This is a genomic window from Collinsella tanakaei, from assembly GCF_016902615.1.
GTDB lineage: Bacteria > Actinomycetota > Coriobacteriia > Coriobacteriales > Coriobacteriaceae > Collinsella > Collinsella tanakaei_A.
Genome location: NZ_JACJMB010000003.1, coordinates 43017 through 60633 on the forward strand (window position 1 = coordinate 43017; position 17617 = coordinate 60633).

Annotated in this window: 11 protein-coding genes; 1 reads left to right on the forward strand and 10 read right to left on the reverse strand. The window is 60.2% G+C overall.

What is annotated here, in order from left to right; translation table 11 throughout:
- Positions 1-18 precede the first annotated feature (18 nt).
- Positions 19-453 carry a Fe-S cluster assembly sulfur transfer protein SufU gene (sufU, locus tag H6A21_RS01755; protein ID WP_204559876.1) on the forward strand — a complete coding sequence of 145 codons (435 nt, stop codon included), beginning with the start codon at positions 19-21 and terminating at the stop codon, positions 451-453.
- 192 nt (positions 454-645) lie between these two features.
- Here sufU and brxL read toward each other — a convergent pair whose 3' ends face one another.
- Genes brxL through H6A21_RS01805 form a run of 10 tightly spaced genes read right to left on the reverse strand, consistent with a single transcriptional unit; the run spans position 646 to position 17411 of the window.
- Positions 646-2748 carry a BREX system Lon protease-like protein BrxL gene (gene brxL, locus H6A21_RS01760; protein ID WP_204559877.1) on the reverse strand — a complete coding sequence of 701 codons (2103 nt, stop codon included), beginning with the start codon at positions 2746-2748 and terminating at the stop codon, positions 646-648.
- A gap of 9 nt (positions 2749-2757) precedes the next feature.
- Positions 2758-5289, reverse strand: coding sequence for a BREX-1 system phosphatase PglZ type A (gene pglZ / locus H6A21_RS01765; RefSeq protein ID WP_204559878.1), 2532 nt, complete (start codon positions 5287-5289; stop codon positions 2758-2760).
- A gap of 3 nt (positions 5290-5292) precedes the next feature.
- The gene (locus H6A21_RS01770) at positions 5293-6921 is read right to left on the reverse strand and encodes an RNA-binding domain-containing protein (protein WP_204559879.1); all 1629 of its coding nucleotides are present in this window, start codon (positions 6919-6921) and stop codon (positions 5293-5295) included.
- 15 nt (positions 6922-6936) lie between these two features.
- Positions 6937-7986: a Shedu anti-phage system protein SduA domain-containing protein gene (locus H6A21_RS01775; RefSeq protein ID WP_204559880.1), complete on the reverse strand. Its 1050-nt coding sequence runs from the start codon at positions 7984-7986 to the stop codon at positions 6937-6939.
- Positions 7987-7994: 8 nt separating this feature from the next.
- Positions 7995-11408, reverse strand: coding sequence for a BREX-1 system adenine-specific DNA-methyltransferase PglX (pglX, locus tag H6A21_RS01780; protein WP_204559881.1), 3414 nt, complete (start codon positions 11406-11408; stop codon positions 7995-7997).
- Positions 11409-11462: 54 nt separating this feature from the next.
- Positions 11463-12470: an Abi family protein gene (locus H6A21_RS01785; protein ID WP_204559882.1), complete on the reverse strand. Its 1008-nt coding sequence runs from the start codon at positions 12468-12470 to the stop codon at positions 11463-11465.
- 15 nt (positions 12471-12485) lie between these two features.
- The gene (gene brxC / locus H6A21_RS01790) at positions 12486-16001 is read right to left on the reverse strand and encodes a BREX system P-loop protein BrxC (protein WP_204559883.1); all 3516 of its coding nucleotides are present in this window, start codon (positions 15999-16001) and stop codon (positions 12486-12488) included.
- A 12-nt stretch (positions 16002-16013) separates the two neighbouring features.
- Complete coding sequence (locus H6A21_RS10865) at positions 16014-16607, reverse strand: BREX protein BrxB domain-containing protein (RefSeq protein ID WP_204559884.1); 594 nt, start codon at positions 16605-16607, stop codon at positions 16014-16016.
- Positions 16608-16609: 2 nt separating this feature from the next.
- Positions 16610-17194 carry a BrxA family protein gene (locus tag H6A21_RS01800; protein ID WP_204559885.1) on the reverse strand — a complete coding sequence of 195 codons (585 nt, stop codon included), beginning with the start codon at positions 17192-17194 and terminating at the stop codon, positions 16610-16612.
- Positions 17187-17411, reverse strand: a complete 225-nt coding sequence (locus H6A21_RS01805) for a hypothetical protein (RefSeq protein ID WP_204559886.1) — start codon at positions 17409-17411, stop codon at positions 17187-17189. The genes H6A21_RS01800 and H6A21_RS01805 overlap by 8 nt, the downstream gene beginning before the upstream one ends.
- Positions 17412-17617 lie beyond the last annotated feature (206 nt).

Sequence of the window (17617 nt, forward strand, 5' to 3'; positions counted from 1 at the left end):
CAGCAAGGAGTATCCCGCATGGGCAACCTCTACACGTCAACCACCTTTATGGAGCACAACTCGCATCCCGACTACAAGTACGAGATGGACGCCCCCACCCACGAGCACGATGGCATCAACCCCAGCTGCGGCGACGAGCTGACGCTTCAGCTGCGCGTTGAGGACGGCGTGATCGAGGAGGCGAGCTTCACCGGACACGGCTGCGCCATCTCCCAGGCGTCGGCCGACATCATGGCCGAGCTCATCACCGGGGAGACGATCGAGGAGGCCCTCCGCCTCTCGAACCTGTTCCTCGCCATGATCCGCGGCGAGGAGCTGAGCGAGGAGGACATAGAGGTCCTCGACGAAGCCGCGCAGCTGAAGGACATCTCGCATATGCCCGCGCGCGTGAAGTGCGCAGAGCTCGCCTGGCGCACCCTCGACGGCATCCTTGTGCCGGAGCAGGACGCCTAGGCGCATCTATCCCGGTTGCGCGGACCGCGCCGGAGCACCCCGTCCCGATAGCGCGGGGTGCTCCGGCGCGGTCGGGACGGTTCGAGGTGGAAACCGCGGACTCCCAATCGGGCTTAATCGGCGTTTCCCTAGCGGTACAAATTGCGGCTGTCTCGATGTACCGGGTCGCCCATCTATCGGGATGGGCACCGCTCACGCAAGCCTACGATATGTGATCTCGAACTGCTTCACGCGACGCCTCTCGGGCATAAGTGCTTCGAGAGAGAATGCGTTCCCGCCGTCGAACTTCTGCCAGATGTCGAGTCCGCGATCAAGCTGGATGTCCCAACGGTCATCCACGTAGACATGGCGCGCATGGAGCGTGCCCGTCGCGTCCAGCTCCCATGTGAATTCGATTCCCACGGGGGCCACCGCATCGGCGACCTGCTGAAGATAGCCGACCTGTTTTTGGACGCCCCGCTCATCGGGACAGGTCACAAGATGCACCTCGACTTTAGGTATCGCATCGCCGCGATGCCTCAGCACGACCTCGACGAACTCCATGACGTTGCGGCACTGATGAAACGCGCGCACATACGGATCAACGATGAGCACACATCGCGCTCCTTCAAGGTAGGGGCCGAACAGAGCTTCAAACGACGCACCGCGCTGATTCTCGCGATACGCCTTGAATCCCTCGAACAGTTCAGCCGCCGGCTCCCCACCGTGGCGCGCAGCGGCATCACCAGCTTGGTCCCCAGAAGCGTCACGGGGCGCCGCGCCGTCCACCCGTAGCGGAGCCTGCGCCGCCTCGGCCGAAACCGACCCGGCATCCACCAGATCGCGCACATGATAGGTCGACGGATACTCCGCCTCCTCAAGCGTCCGCACCGCGCGCACCTCGCCGGTCGCCTTATCGGTGTAGGAGAACTCCACGCGCTCAAACGTGCCGTCGATGCGATACAGCTGGTCCTTCACGCGCTCGCGCATCTCCATGGCGATCTCGAGCAGCTCGCGCGCCTGCTCCTTGTCCATATCCTTGCTGGGGAACAGGATCTTCGCTAACCCGCTGAACGTCTTGTTCACGCCGTCGCGGTCGCGCGTCGAGATGCTCTCGGACACCGAGAACCACCGCTCGTAGAGCCCCGAATAGTCGAGTGCGCGCAAGGCCCGCAACGCCTCGGCCAGGTAGTCCACGATGAGGCCGAACCCGTTGCTGAACATATCCCCCCGGATGATGGACATCTCCCAGCCCGGCACATAGGCATGGATGCGGTCGATGAACGCGGGGTCGTGGTAGAGCGCCGGCAGGTCGTCGAAGAGGTCGGCGTTCTGGATGAGGTAGCCCACGTCATGGCTCGTGTTGCCGATGAACGCCATGGATGCCTCCGCCGTCACCTGCTCGATGCCGCGCGAGAAGCTCTTGTTGGCCATATAGTTCTTCATGATGTCCACGACATCAGGCTTGGGGCGCTTGTTCTTGCCGGCGAACTCGTCGAACGCCACCGCGTCCCAGTAGCCGACCAGCCCGATCTTGCCCGTCGAGTTGTTCACGAAAAGCTTGGCCGGCGTCACCTCTCCGCCCGAGATGAGGATGCCGTGCGGCGAGAACTCGCTGAACACGTGGCTTTTACCCGTGCCCTTGGGCCCGAGCTCAACATAGTTGTAATTGCGCTCGCAATAGTTCACGAGACGCGTGAGCAGATAGAACTTCTCGCGGCGGCCGAGCTGTGCCGGCTCGAGTCCCACCGTGCGCACGATGACGTCCGTCCACTCGTCCATGGTGAACGCCGCACGCGCTTGCACGTGCTCATCTATATCGAACCCGGCCATCTGGATGGGCTTGAGCGCCTGCAGCAGAAACGGCGATTCGTCCTTGGCCTCGTTGGCGCTGTAGGTGAGGTCCGCGATGCACCATACGCCCGAGACGAGCAGGCGGCGATTGGCCTTCACCACGTCGGAGCTGACGAGCACGCGCGCGATGCCCAGATTCTCAAAAGCGGCCTCGTAGGCATCGCGTTTAAGATTGAGCTCCACCGAAACCTTGTCAATCACCCGCTTGTAGCCAGACTGCTTGATGTCCGACCGCACGGCCCCCGCCTCGGCGCGCTGCACGTAATGCTTGGCAAGGATGTCCTTGACGCGCTCGACACCCGTCTCGATCTCCGCCTCATCGTCGGTGGCGCAGTTCTGTCCCAGCAGAAATTCCAGCACGTAGCTCGGCACGGCGGCGTTGCCGCGCACGCGCTTCACCAAGTCCTTGCGCACCGCGTATCCGGGAAAGGCCTCGTTTATCTTTCGATCAAGATCGTCCATGTCACACCCTTAGAAGTCCATGCCGAAGTTGCGGCGCACCTTGAACGTGCGCTCGTCGGCCGTCTCGTAATGCGTCGTGCGCTTGATGCGCCGTTCGGTTCGCAGCGTCAGCTCCTCTCCGTTGAGCACGTTGCTGCCGACGGCGATCGTGACCGCGAAATGCCGCTCAAGCTCCGATACCGAGGCGCTCGCAAGCTCGAGGTTCACCAGCTCGGAGACGCGCGTCCCATCCTTGCGATAGAGCGCCGTCCGAATATGGGCGGGCAGAGCATCCTCCCCTACCGGCTCGCTTTGGTAGACCTCGAAGGAGAGCACCGCACCCGTGATGGTCTTGTGCCCGCCCGTGAGCACGTCGAAGCCCACGGTATGCTGACGACCGGCCTTGCCCTTGACGGGAGCGACCTCGATGCAGGGCACCACCGTCTCCTGCAAGGTCATGCCGCCATGCACGTAGCGGGCGCCCGACCCTTGGAGCTTCAGGCGGCGCGTCCCCTTGGGGACGGCCACCTCGAAGTCGCCGGCAAGTCCCAAATCCTGTGCGGAAAAGCGCATGAGGTCGGCATGCTGGGGAAGCTCGGCTCCCATCAGATACCGGCGCGCGTGCTTCGCGGAGCCCGCCGACACGATGGTCGGCAGCAGCGGGAAGTCGACCAGGTCGAAGAAGGCGGAATCGTCTTGATACAAAAAGCCGTGATCCGCCGTCACGAACACCCGCGAAAAGCCGTCGCGCAGCAGCTTGGCGACGATGCGGTCGAGCTCCTTAAACGCATCCTCCACCGCCTCGAAAGCACGCCGCTCGGTGGTCCGGTCGTCACCCACCGCATCGATGCGGTCATGGAACACATACAGCAGCGGAATGCCCGCAAGGTCCTCGCGCGGCTGCGCCAACAGCTCGTCTGCGGCCATCGCCCTGGCACCGGGCACGGCGGCATCAAGCAGCTTCTCGCGATTCGCCGTTCCGACCGTGGGCTGCCCGTCGGATGAGACGTTATGCGTTGCCGGATCGATGGACAGCGCGCCATGCGGAAGCAGTGCCGCCATGCCCAGCTGCGTGTACGAGGGCAGCGCTGCTAACAGGGCGGACACGACGATGCGGCATCTGGATCGCAGCTCGGTGCGCTCCGCCCAGGAAGCACCGACCTCGAACCGCAGCGCATCGGAGACGACCACGGCCGCTCTGCCGGGAGCGATGTGCGGATAGCGCTGGTAGAAGTCCGCCTGGAAGGGAAGCTCATCGCTCGGCGGCCACCGCACGGCATCCGCAACCGCGCGCTGCCATGACACGGCCAGTTCGTTGACCACATGGGCATAAGCCACCTCGGCAGGCCGGTACAGCGCCTCGATGCCGGAGAACCCGAGGTCCTGGATGCTGTCCTTGAGGCGTACGAGCACGCGATACGAGGTATCGTAGCGGAAAAGCTCCTCCGTATAGCGCGCGAACAGGGCGTCCGCACCGTCTGCTCCCGCGATCTCGGCGAGGACACGCTGCTCGCCGGCAAGCAGCTCATCGGCCGCGCGCAGCGCATCGTAGGCAGGAAGCCACGAGCGCGCGATCACCATCGGGGCGCGCCGCACGCGGATGTTGTCGATGCGCTCGACGATGTCGATACGCTGCGCAACGTCCGCCGTCAGGCGCCTGAGCAGCTCGGTATCCGCATGCGGCAGATACGAATGCTCGGTGAGCACCTCAAGGGGCAGCGTCTCCCATGAGCACTGGGTGGCCACGCCGTCGCCCGTCTTGTCGAGAAGGCCGAGGTAGACGCTCCCCTTCCGTGCATCGTTTTCCATCTCGCTCAGCAGCACGTTGGCATCGGGCGTGAGGACGGGCTCGGCCCCGGTCACATCGGCGCAAGCGGAAAGCATGCATGTGAACGCGAAGTCCTCGACACTCGGGTCATCGCTGGCGTAGCCGAAACCGTCACGGAGCGCCTGCCAGAGGGCATCACTCAGTCCGAAACGCGCTATGCTCCTCCATACCGTGTCGACGCTTTCGGCATACTGCTCAAGCAGCCGACGGGCGATGGCACGGTTGGCATCCACGCGATGCGCGCTCTTCGACCCGCAGCACACCGCGAGCATCGCGAACTCCACGACCTCGAGAGCATCATCGCCACCATCCAACCAATCCGTCGCGGCCATAAGGTCCTTCAGGCCGCTTCGCCGGTCTTTTGCGTTGAAGAACTCGGCATGGCGGGCGAGTCCCTCGGTGCATGAGAGCGGAATCCCCAGCTCCTCCGCCCAGGAAGCCGCCTGTGTGGCGGCAAAGGGCTTAGCGAACGCCTTGATGTCGGCAAGGAAATCCTCATCGAGTTCCGGCGCCCCGCCTGCGCGGTACACCAAGAAGCGCGCGTCGGCATCGTCACGCAGGATACGGCGCTTGAGCGCCATCTCGTTACCCTGCGCAACTGCAACCGTCACACCCGGAAGCTCAAATCCGGCTATGTCCTCAGCAAACTCCCCCGCTGTGTCCTCCCAGAAGACCACACGTACCTGTGCGCACGCATCGGCGAGCTTCGCGGTAATGTTCTCATCGAGTGCCATGGGTCAGTCCTTATCGTTAAGCCTGTAGCGGGTTGATCGGCTTGTCCCCGTCCGAACGATAATGCCCTCGGCAACCATCTGGGACAGGATTTCCCTTGTTCGAGAAAGGCCAAGACCAAGCTCGTCTGCCAGCGAAGCTATCGGCAGTGAACGCCCACTGGAGAGACACTGGACAACATGCTGCTTAGTTATTGCCGATTGCCGCCGTTTTTCATGTATAGCCGCCGGTTCTTCATCAATTTGTCGCCGGTTGAAGCTGGTTGCCGCCGGTTTATCGTCGATTGAGGCCGTTTGCCGCCGGTTATAGGGATTTGTCGCCGGTTCATCACCGATTGCCACCGGTTCTTCGCCGGTCTCCGCCGGTCGGCGCTCGCCCGTCTCCCGCTTTCCGTTCATGGCAAGCGACAGACCACCCGTCGCGAGCGGCAACGCGAGCGTAACGCGGTCGGGGTCAAGGGACTCTGTGAGGGTCGGAGCACCAACGCCCGCCCATTCTGCAGATCGCCGCAGCACGTCGAAGCCGCTCCCCGCCTTATCGCCCATACCGATAAGGTTGAACATGGTGAGCATCGTGAGGTTGCGCGGATCGGACACGCCGCCGCCCTCGATCACATCGAGCGGCAGACGCAGCGTGCCGGGGTTCGTAAGCTCGATGCCCTTCGAGGTGCGCAGCGCCACGAGCCCGGTGCGACCGTAATAGTCCGCGTGGACAAGCATGTTGGTCAGTGCCTCGCGCACCGCTTTATGCTGCGGCGTGTCGTCGATGCGCGTCATACCAGGCCCCAACTCAAAAGGAACCGGCAAGCCCTCGCTCAGCATGGGGTACGCCTTGTACCAGAAATCGAAGACGTTACCGCTCCACTCACCGCTTGCCGAGGTAACGCGGTTATCCCATCGACGGTGCGAGAACTCCTGACGACAGTCGAGGAAAAACTGTGGGAACTCCTCGACGATGCGCCATGCGTGGCCGAACATGAGAAGCCCTGCCCGCGTGGGATGGAGCCTCCCGTCTTCCCGTGAGCGCCCGACAGCCCCCAGGCGAACGAGCAGCTCCTCGTTGTCAAGGTCGCGCCACGGATGGTCGGGGCGTTCCGCGCGCAATGCATTCCGGTACCGCTGCACGGTATCCATGCAGAACGCATCCAGCCCGAGCTCGGGCAGCACCAACCGATCCGTAGCCCCCTCGGCGCTGTCGCGTATGAGGGATCGCACCGTCTCGGGTGTACAGCGATAATCGCCCTCGCCGTTACGGCGAAAGGTTCCCGTGTTGGGATTGTTGTTGATGTAGACCGGGCGGAGCGTGCGATCGGCACGCGGCACGCGCACGACAACGATGGGCGAACCGTCGAACTCTTCGATAGACACATCGCCATCAAGCAAGAGATTCGCGCTCACGCGTAGCGGATTGTTGAGCGCGTTCCAGAGGTCTTGCACCAACGTGTCGGGGCTCGCGATGCCGGAGGGATGCGGACTGCCATCTGCAGCCTCCATCACACCGAGTACGATAACCCCGCCGTTGGTGTTAGCGAACGCTGAATAGGTCTCCCAGAAGCTGCGCGGCAACCCACCGCGCGCGTCCTTGAACTCAAGGCGGTTGTCCTCGCGATAGCCTAATAGCGATTTACGATCCATGGGGGCAAATCCTATCTAAAATGGAATCTCATCATCGGTTTCGTCTTGATAGCTTACGACACTGAGAAGTTGCTCACACTGAGCCAGTAGGTTGTCATAGGTCATAATTTGAATACCGTTAAGCCGGCTGTTTAATCCATGAAGCGCTTTGCGCTTTTCCTCATCCCAAATATGTGATCGGCCAATAACTACTATAGCCCTAGGACAATAGGAAACTATCTCGCTGTGATCACGTAAACCGCCTGACGCCTCTTCAGAAAGAACGTCTAGATAACGATGACACTGGCCAATGACTTTGGATACCTCCGCTGAAAAGTAATAGTCTCTATGAGAGTCGTCAAAGTGAAGAACCTCAAACTTTGGACTTTTTAGCTCGACAATGTCTCGATAGCCGCTCATAAGGCGAGGTAACAGCATGTCAACTGAGTCACTTGTCGAAATGTTTCTTACCTTATCCCGAACAATATACGCGCTACCAAATGCCCAAGAATTATTGAAGCACCACTCTTGATAGAAAGATTCACTTATTTCACCAGAATCCAATAAGCCTCTGAGAACAGAAATGGCACTACGCATTTCCGCCAAATGGATAGATGTTTTAATTGCTGAAACAAATTCATTCGTCAACTCAACAGCTCTTAAATGCTCGACTATTATTTTATCTTCCAAAGCCGCAATCAACGCTTTGGCAACAAGCTCTGGGGAAAGGTCGCTGTAGTCAACCGTGCCATCAGATAGTCTCACGACGAGATAATCGCCTGCGTCTTCATTGCGCAGCTTAAGACCGCTCCCGATTAATTTGGAGAGCTTTTCACAGGACTCGTGATCGAGACTTATCGATTTTTCGTCAACTGGAATCGGATATGCAGAGTTCGGACTTTTTCGATAAGTGGTTATCTTACATGACAGCTCATCCGGACCAGTGTTATGTGGAATGTAGAAAAGGACAGCTTCAACTCGAGTCTTGCTATTGTCCTTTAGAACAGCCGTCTCGCTGTGGTCAACTTTGGGATTGTAAAGCGACGCCTTCCTTGAGGTAACTGTAAAGTCATCGTTATGAGCCATATACCCTCCTAGCTCAATCCCTGAACCTTAGCGAGCGCACGGCCGAACTTCTTGTAGTTGACCTTGACGCCATCGTCGAGATCGATCTCCACGTGCTGCTGCGAAAGCGGATAGAGCACGTCGCGCTCCCATTGCTCTACCTCGGCGACCATCTGGCGGTAGCGGTTGGCCTTTGAGGCGTCACGCGCGTTGCCGGTGGCCACGAGCTCGGCCGCACGAGTGGCAAGCCCCGTGCGGAAGGGGCGCACGTACTCGGTGAGCACAACGGACACCGTATCGCGCGTCATGCGGTGCATGTAAACGAGCGCCTGGAAGCTGCCCTTGGGGCTCGCGAACAGCCAGTAGATGGGCCGCTTTCCGGAACCCGTCACCTGGTAGGTAGCGCAATGATCCTTGTAGAGATCCTTGGCGAAGTAGGTGCGCAGGTCCATACCGAGCGCATTCTCGATGAAGGAGATATTGTCGTCGAGCGTATCGGGGCCATAGGTGTCTGCAAGCCATGCGCGGAACACGCGCGCCGCATCGTCGGCAAAGCTGAAATCCTCGACGTTCGTGATGGGCAGCACATTGGTCTCGGCGGGCATGAAGGAGGCCTCGGGCACCTTGGCCGTGAAGTCGTCGACCGTCTGCTGCGCATCGGCAAGCACGAGGCCGGGCGCAGAGGTTGAGTATCGCCCGAATATGCAGCCCACGCCATAGGAGATGAGCGATTTGACGTCGCGCACGAGATCCGCCCGACGGACGGACACTTTGTCATCCGGCACCTCGATGGGCACCTCGCCCTCCATGCCGTAGATGCACGCGAAGATGCGATTCAGCTCTTCCTCGTTGGCTTTGAGCTGACTAAAGCGCTCGTCGCACTCTTGCTGCCAACGGGAGAATTGGTTCTTGATGAGGGGTTCGCCCGGCTGTGTGAGAGGGTGGGTCGAGAAGTCCCACGAGGTTTCGAAGGAGTCCCAGTCGATACGAGAGAGATTTATACATTCCTCAGTCAACCCGATAGATCTTTCTTGCTGAAATACAGCATCAAGAACAGGAATTGAGCATGCCTGACCTACCCCGTAGTGCAATGTAGGGGACAAAATCGAAAGTGCTTCCCGAATCACCGTCGAGTTCAACAATCCCAGTAGCGACAGTTGTTTGTCACCGGTAACAGGAATTGCATTGGCGCAGTGTTCGATAATCATTCCTATACCCCGGTACCTAAAGGACGGAGTGCCAGAAGAAACATCGGACCAGGCAATGTACGGCTTGAAGTAAATATCAGGATTCCTTATGACAGAGTTTTGAAAGCCATTGAGCTCCTTGCCATCGTTCTGCCAGTTAATCAGATAGAGAAGGTTGCCGTACCATTTTCTAAACTGCCCGCCTTTATCGCATGGAAACCACTTGGCGCATGACGAAGATGCATCATCCCTTGATTTAATATTGAAATCCATTGTTGAGAGCATAGGCTCCCACCACATTCTCATAAAACGATTGTTGTCAGCAGTAGCAAGCCCCTGCCTTGGCGCCGCAATCGCCTCCAAAGGGCTCCCCAAAGAAAATGCCCTCAACAAATCATAACTCGCCCAATACGCAATCGGACTGCCGGGGATGACGTCGAACTCGCCCTGATCAGCGCGGTAACGCCAGGGGCAGTCGGGGTTCTTGATGGCCTTAGACAACGCTGCGGCCTTCTCATCCCCGCCGACCACATCAACAAGTCGCACGTAGGCTCCTTGACCCTCGTAGTGCGCATTCCAAAACGCGGCAGCGCTCACTTGCACGACCTCGCCAGCAATCTGATCGAACGCATGCGCACCGAGATGCGCCATCGTGAGGATGCCCTTGTTCTGAATAAGCCAGGTGCGCATCTTCTCGTACCCACCGAGGAACATCCACGAGTGCATGGTGACCATGGCGCTGTACCCGCGCGCGCACGTCAGCGTGAATCCCCGCCGGATAAAGCACGTGCACAGATCGTTCTTCTCATCCGGATAGTTCTCACGGGCCCATTTCGCCATGAAGGGGTTGAACTTGCCCGATCCCAGATACGGCGGGTTGGCGACTACACAGGTATAGGGGCCGGTAAGCGCATCGAGCGCCGCGCGCATGCGCGCGAGCTTGTCGATGGTTGTGCCGGCAAACATGCCCTCGGCTTGGGTCAGGTTGTCGATGGCGATGTCCACCAGCTCTTTATCACCAGAATCGGGCACGTAGAGACTACCGATCTCATCCAGATGCGCAAACGCTTCGAGCAGACGCGTATTGCCCACGATGAGCCCCGCTTCATCCAGCTCACCCTCATCGAAGCGCACGGGTTCCAGCACCGCAATATGCGCGTCCACGCCCTTCTCGAAGAAGCGCGGATCCTTCTCGCGGGCGCACATCTCCAACGCAAAGCAGGCGATTTCCGCTGCGCGACGGTCGATCTCCATGCCGAAGAGGTTGTGCTCCAAAATGAGCTGGGGGATCTCCTCCGGCAGATACCCCTCTTCCTCGTAGATGGCGTAAAGCAGCTCAAACGCGTAGACCAAGATGTGCCCGCTGCCGCAGGCCGGGTCGCAAAGCGTCAGCTCCTCGGGGCCGTCCACCTTGAGAAAGCCCTCGGTATCCTCGGGATCGGGCGCGATGCAATACTCCATGCGCTCCGCGAGCGCACTCCCGGGGTTGTTGAGCATCCAGAGGCGGCCGAGCGAGTTCTCCACGAGGTAGCGCACGATCCAGCGAGGCGTGAAGAGCTGCGTCGCCGCCGGGATGTCCTCGGCAGCGGCCTTGCGCTTGCTGCCGTAGAACTCGTCGTGCTGCTCGGCGATATAGAACTGGTAGAGCCAGCCCAAAACCTCGACGGACTGGCAGGTCTCCGCATCCATGCCCTGGGTGATGCGCTCAAGCACCGAACCCTCGTTGAGAAGGCCGGCCGGCGCGAGGAGACGCATGGCATGGCGAAGCCCCACGTCGCCACCAAAAAGGTAGCCCATGGGAACGGCGTACTCATCGCACGCGGCGAGAAGCAGTATGAGATAGGCTTCGCCCAGAGGATCGCGCGCAGCGCGGCCTCCATCCAGCAATTCCGACACCTGGTGTCGCTGACCCTCGCTCAGGCGAAGCCCCTCGGTGAAAAGCCCCCGCCGCGCATCGGCCAACACGGCGGGAAGAGTCTCCCCCGCTCGCGCCGTGACGATGCCCACGGGCGTGTAGCCGCGCTCGTCCATGAAACGCAGGGCGCACAGGCGGTTGAACCAGGTATAGGCCACCCGCTCCACGAGCACTTCGTGCCCAAGACGGCCGGCAAGCGCCTCGACACGCGCCACCACCGTGGGCTCGGATAGGCGCGCCGGACTCTCGGAACGCAACACGCGGTCGAGCGAATCCCCCACCTCTTTGACGAGGGCCGTGCGCACGCCCTGCGCGAGCTTCTGGATGCGGTTGGAATCCATGCCATGCGACCTTTCTCTTACTCTATCGCCAGTACGAGATGCTGGACCACGCCTTCACGAGGCACCCATGAGGACGTCTTTCCAATCGGAAGGGAACCCCATGGGGTTCAGCGAAACATCCGGGTGGTGCCCGATGATACCTGCCAAGCGCTCAACCAGCTCAGGCCACTGGTCCGACCATGACCGTTCATACATCCGCTTGAGCACCATAAACGTAGGGAACTCCTTGCTGCCGCTATACTGCACATCGCGCCGGAGCAGCTTTGGCCTGATGCGCATGATTCGGTTATAGAAACGATTGTGATGCCCGCAGATGTTTCGGATGCTGCACAAATGGTGCATCCAGCTCTTTACATTACGCGGACTCAAGCCAAACGAATCAGCAATTTCTCTCCTTGCTTCTGCAGCAGCAGAATCCACCTCCTCGTCGTGCTGAAGGTTCCCAAACAGATTCGAAACAAGTCCCATGCTCATTATTTCAACGGCAGCCCAAACGGGAAGCTCTCCGTACTTTGTAAGGTTGTGCAGAACGCAGGGTTCCCCAGCTTGCCTGGCCCTGTTGAGTTCTCGCCAAAAGTTATCCATAGACTTGGAGTGATCTGCCTCGTTCGCAAAGTGCCCAGCATCGAGATAGGCAACTGGTCCGCATTCCTTGGCGAAGCAATAGGCAAACTGCGTCCTAAACTTCAACTCAATCGGTTCTATTGCATTCCAAAGCCATGACCTCACATCGCGGTCAAGGCAATAGATGTCCCAAATATCTTGAAAGGTTGTGCCCGGGGCAACGACATCATCGTGCTCGAACGTCATCCAGTAGGCTCGCAGCCGATAATAGTTGAGATTCCTGAGACATTGCGCGGCAAACGCAGGATCTTCAACGCGTATTCCATGGCTGTTCAAGCGTTCGAGTTGCTCATCTATAGTCAGAAAAGGCTTCATCGAGACAAAAAAGGACCCAGCCTGGTTCGCTGCATCGCTGCGCGCGTGCTGGGTACTATCGTTTGATAGTTTACCCGCATTCGCCTTCTCGTTGCAAGCGGAATTCTTGCCCTCGGAAACCATGTCTGCCACCTCGCCCTACAGGATGATCTTCTCGTTGCGGTCGATGCGCTCCATCAGGTCCACACGGAGCGCATCAATGAACGCATCGACCTCTTCCTGCGTAGAGAGACTGCCGTTCTTGTAACGCGCAGGGATGCTGACCTGCTGGTACGGAACCGTCTTGACCGGCGGCTTCGGAGACACGGGGACGTCGGGGTCATCATTCGGTGCAGGCTCCGGCTTGGGCTCGACGAGCGAGTACAGCCGCGATGCCTCACGGTTCTTGAAATCCTGCACCAATCCGCGCACGACGGCAATCTGGTTTTGAGCATCGATGCTCTGCGCGCAGGCAGCAATGATGCTGTCGACCTGGTGCTTCACTTCATCCGTTGCCGCACGATACGCATCACCCAGGCGGAACTTGAGCGAGAAGTCGTCCAGATCGCGGTGCGCATCGCTGCGGGCTCCGGCAAGCGCCTCGTCTATCTGGGCGCTCATGTTCTTGACCAGGCTGTTGGCCTTCGGAGCGGAGCTGTAGGTGTAGCAATCTTCATCCGCAAGAAGCGCTCGGAGCTTGGCCTGATCGTCGTTTGCCCCTGGCACAGCAGCGATGTTGGCGGCCTGCTCCATGAGAAAGCGACTAGCTCTTGCAAAGATCTGCCCGGGCTTGCCGTTGGCGAACGCCTGCATCCTGCCCAGGTCCTCCAGGGTCTTCGCCATATCATCGATGACCGTCTCGATGTTCTCAATGAACCACGCACAACCCTTGTCGGCCCATACGCGGAGCTCGGACACCGCGTCGCGGCAGAGCTTCTCAAACGGAAGCCCCTCTATGTGCTCGGGCACGACCGCGCGCTGCCTCAGCTGGTCTGCGAGGGCGTCGGCGAGCTCCCGGGGATCAGTGGAGACGGGATCCATACCGGTGACGCGATGATAGGCCGCGCGAAGCGCTTCGACCTTTTCCGGCGAGGTCGCTGTGACCGGCTTGACCCGGATGCTGTCAAGCTGCTTGCCCGTCGAGAGCGCTGCCGCCAAATCGGGGCCCTCAAGAGGTTCATCGCCTCGCGTGCACTCCACGAGGTTATTGAGCGCCAAGATGCCGACGGCCTGGCGCACGGACTCGACAGGCCAGCCATGGTCACCCGTGCGGAAGCGCGCCTCGAGAGCGTTGTCGGTCGTCCCGCCCACGATGCAGTGGGCTGATGTGGCTTGTACGCGCCTGATGTCTTCCAGCACCTCGCGGCAATACTCGGCAAGCGGCTCGCCCGGCAACAGCTTGGTGCCGGTCGACGCGTCGTAGACGGTCTTGCCGCTGAACGCCATGTCGAGCATGCGCAGGTGGGGGTAGGACGCCTTGACCATCTGGAGCGCCGCGCACTCGAAGCGGTCCTTACCTTGACCGGTAAGCTCGTCGGTCACATCGCGCATGGCCGTACCGTAGAGCGCGCGATCGAGCTGGTCGGTGAGCATGGCGATCAGCTCGCGGCGACGCTGCTCGTTGGTGGTTCCCTTCTCCTTGATAATATTCTTCTTGCGGCCTTCGTTCTGGTGGTTCAGGCTCACGTAGCTCACCGTCTGCCTCCAGAGGCGCGCCTCCTGTGTGAGGCGCGTATTGCGCGGAAGCGCCACATGGAGCTGCTTGACTTGCGCGAACTTGAAGTTCTCATCGGCCCCCGGTGTGAGGTCGGTGAACACGTTTACTTTGAGCTCGCTGCGCCGCGCGCCGATGGCCTGGCCGTCAACCAGCAAATCGTAGGAAAACGTTGTGGAGAAATCGCCGTTAGCGTAACGCACCTTTGTCTGACCGATGACCTCCTGGAGCATCTTACCGATCTCCTTGGACACCTCGGAATCCGAAACCGCCTCGCGCTTGATTTCCTCCTCCACGTCCTTCTCGTCATCGGTCAGGTATTCGTATGCGTCACCGTTGCGACGAATATAGGTCTGTGCATCCAGTTCCTGGCAAACTTCAACAACCTGCTCCTCGAGTTCCGCCTGGTTCTCAGAGAAGCTGCTATAGAGAAGCACGGCAAGGTTTTTGGGTGTCGCCCTGAAGCCGTTGCAGTATTTCACCAAAAGCAGCGCCTTGAGCACCCGGACACCCAGCCTATGAGGGAAATGCTCCTCAGCTTGGCTGATGGCGTTGAAGACCTCGCTTTTGAGCTCGTCGCGCAAGCCCTCGAACATCGCGTCGAAGGGAATGAGGTCACCCTTGTCCACCTCGCCTACGTCCTTGCGCGCGACGAGCACTCGGTGCGTCGTGCCCAACATATTGCGCGCGCCGGTGGAGACGTATTCGCCGGTAAAGGCCGCATGCTCGGAAAGGCCCGTCAGGGCCTCATGGAACAGGTCGAACTGGTAGCCCACCAAAGGGTAGGTCGATGTAAAGTCCTCGCGGTCCGCATAGGCCCGGTAGTGCTTGGCGCCGTCGGGAAAATCGAGCAGGACCTTAAAGTCACCCGAATAGGCGTCGTACAGGCGATCGAGCGCCGGCAGCGCGTCGTCGCTTTTGGCCAGCAGACGCTCGCGCACCACGGTGTTGGCGTCGTTGGAGGGAATCTTCATGAGCACGGTGAAGCGCGCCTGGATCTTTGAGAACTGCCCGGCGGCGTTTTGCTCCAGCCGCCCGGTGATATCGGCCATCTCCTCCTGGGAGACCACCACGAGCCACGCCCTGCGGCCGCAGCGCGTGTTGAGGTTCTCGACGATATCTTGCAGCATCTGCAGAAGCGGAACGCTGTCGGCGATGTACTGGCCCATCTCGTCCACGAAGAAGTTCAGACGAAAGCCGGGCTCGTCCTGTTCGCGCTTCTCGATGTATTCCAGGCACCATTGGGCGAAGTCCTCCGGCGTGGGGTGATAGCTGTCGAGGTAGTACTTGAAGATGTTGGGACTGGTGCCCTCGGCGTTGCCGCAGACCCGGTCGTATACCGCGCTCACCTTGCCAGCGAAGATGGCCGGGTTCTTGCGAACCGTCTCCCATGAGCGCCCCATGGACCGCTGGATCTCGTCCTTGAAGCTCTCATAGAGCCCCGCGCGATCGAGGTCGCGCTCGAGCGCCGCCACATGGGCCTGCTCGCCCGCAAAGTAGCCGCATTGCTCGTTGAGGACCTTGATGAAGGCGTTAAGCAGACTCTCGCCCGTGTCGCGGCGCTGCGCATCCGACTTGCCGCCCACGTTGAAGAGGATCGATTCGCTTGGCGTGCGCGCGCAGGCCCGCTCGAGGGCGGAGGCAAGCATGGCATCGTTTTGAATCTTCGGGAGAATGAAGTCGAGCGCGCTCTTGTCGCCGACGGTCTGGTTCTCCAGCAGATAAGAGAGCATCTTGAGCAGGTGCGACTTGCCCGAGCCGTAAAAGCCCGAGATCCATGCACCGTTACCGGCGGCGCGCGGGTTGTTGTACTCGTCACAGAAGCGCGTGAGGAAGCGCCTCACCTCGGGCGTGAGCACATACTCCTCGAGCTCATCCGCCACGTAGCGGCCGTCGTCGGACTTGATGACGGAGTCCATGTGCCGGTCGATGTCCCTGGCGAAGATATCTTTGAACTTCATGCGTCAGCCCTTCTAGAAGTCGAAGATGTTGCGTGCGCGGTACTTGCCGCCGCCCGTGCCGGCGGGCGTGGTGAGGACGTCGAGCGTGCGCTTGCCGTTGGGAAGCGTGGTCTGCCGCCCGGGGAACATCACCACCACGGGCACACCGGGGTTCAGCAGCTCCACCAGGCGGTGCGCGCGGATGATGGGATGGCATGCCCCCATACCGGTAACGATGAGCAGCTCCGCCCGTGCGCTCCGCACCGCCTCGTGCATGCGCGGAACGAACACGTTCTCGATGTCAACGGCGTCACGGAGCGCATTGATGAACTCGGCTGGCGGCATGTCCCGCTGCGCCTCGGCATAGGGTTCCCAGATCTCGTCCTCGTCCATGATTTGGAGAAAGAGGTCATAGGCGTTGACCACGCACGCGATGTGCCCGCGGGTGGCGAGGTCATGTACGAGGGCAGCGACCATCTGCTCGCATTCGGGCTGCTGGGCCGGATCATAGGGCGCAACGAAGCAGGAGGAGTTGGAGAAGTCGTCAGCGCTCTGCAGGAAGCGGGTGCTGGAAAGCGTGTCCGCCAGGTAGGGCTCGCCCTGCGTGATGTGGTCGAAGGTGAACACGGCTATCTCACCGCCGTAGGGAAGAGCGCGAGGTCGTCATCCGAGAGCAGGGCGGCCACGTCCGAGGGGATGAGATACGGAAGCAACGAGCCGCCTTGCGAGAGGAAGCCCATCGTCCGCAGCATGGTGAAGAGCTGCGAGCGCAGGCGCGCAGCAGTCTGCTCCTTGAGTTGTGAGAGCTCGGGGTGGAGAGCGGCCTGCTCCGTCACGAACGCCTCGTATACGCCATCGTTGAGGGTCGTCACACCGTCGTGCCAGCGCTCCCTGACGACCTCCGTCGTAAACGATGCAATGAACGGATACGTGCGACAGATGGCGAGCCAGATGACCGCATCCGCCGACGCAGACGCGGGGACGTTCGCGAGAAACGCACACTCCGCAGGCGCGAGGTTCTTGAGGCGGCGAATAAGCTCGCCTGCCACCCGGCGGCGCGAAGACACTTGTCGAATCATGAGGAGGTCGTCATCAACCGCCTGCCGGCGCACCTCGTCCCAGTCGCCCAAACGGGAAAAAGCCTGAGCAAGGGCCACGGTCTCGTCTCTCCTGAGCCCTGCGGCGGTATAGGAAAGCGGATAGATCTTAGACATGATCAGCATCCTGTTCACAGTTCGAATCGTGCTTGCCGGCTTGGAGGCGCACCACGTCATCGGCAATGAGCGCCGAAATGTAGGCCGAAAGGCTCATGCAGCGCTCCTCCGCCATGGCGGTGGCGGCATGTTTGAGCTCAGGCGAGGCAGCGAAGATGATTCGTTCGCTCTTCCTGCCGTTGAGAAGGGCCATCCGCAAGCTGCGATTGTCTGCCATGGGCGCTCCCGTCGACGCTTGTATAAAAGTTATATAAATAGAGTATATCGATGCTCCGCTTGATTTAACAGTCCACCCCCGAAATACTGAATCGAGGGAGAACCGCGAAAGCCGAACGAAGCCGTCCTCCTGAAGGGCAACTCCGCACGCTCGCCCGTGTGATATGCTCCGGGCTCGCCTGGAAACGTGCTCGGCAGTGCGCTTTT

Coding starts and splice junctions, on each gene's coding strand:
- H6A21_RS01785 (WP_204559882.1), bottom strand. CDS start 12,470: ATGGTTTCCGAGGGCAAGAATTCCGCTTGCAACGAGAAGGCGAATGCG.
- pglX (WP_204559881.1), bottom strand. CDS start 11,408: ATGGATTCCAACCGCATCCAGAAGCTCGCGCAGGGCGTGCGCACGGCC.
- sufU (WP_204559876.1), top strand. CDS start 19: ATGGGCAACCTCTACACGTCAACCACCTTTATGGAGCACAACTCGCAT.
- H6A21_RS01770 (WP_204559879.1), bottom strand. CDS start 6,921: ATGGATCGTAAATCGCTATTAGGCTATCGCGAGGACAACCGCCTTGAG.
- brxL (WP_204559877.1), bottom strand. CDS start 2,748: ATGGACGATCTTGATCGAAAGATAAACGAGGCCTTTCCCGGATACGCG.
- pglZ (WP_204559878.1), bottom strand. CDS start 5,289: ATGGCACTCGATGAGAACATTACCGCGAAGCTCGCCGATGCGTGCGCA.
- H6A21_RS01800 (WP_204559885.1), bottom strand. CDS start 17,194: ATGTCTAAGATCTATCCGCTTTCCTATACCGCCGCAGGGCTCAGGAGA.
- H6A21_RS01805 (WP_204559886.1), bottom strand. CDS start 17,411: ATGGCAGACAATCGCAGCTTGCGGATGGCCCTTCTCAACGGCAGGAAG.
- H6A21_RS01775 (WP_204559880.1), bottom strand. CDS start 7,986: ATGGCTCATAACGATGACTTTACAGTTACCTCAAGGAAGGCGTCGCTT.
- brxC (WP_204559883.1), bottom strand. CDS start 16,001: ATGAAGTTCAAAGATATCTTCGCCAGGGACATCGACCGGCACATGGAC.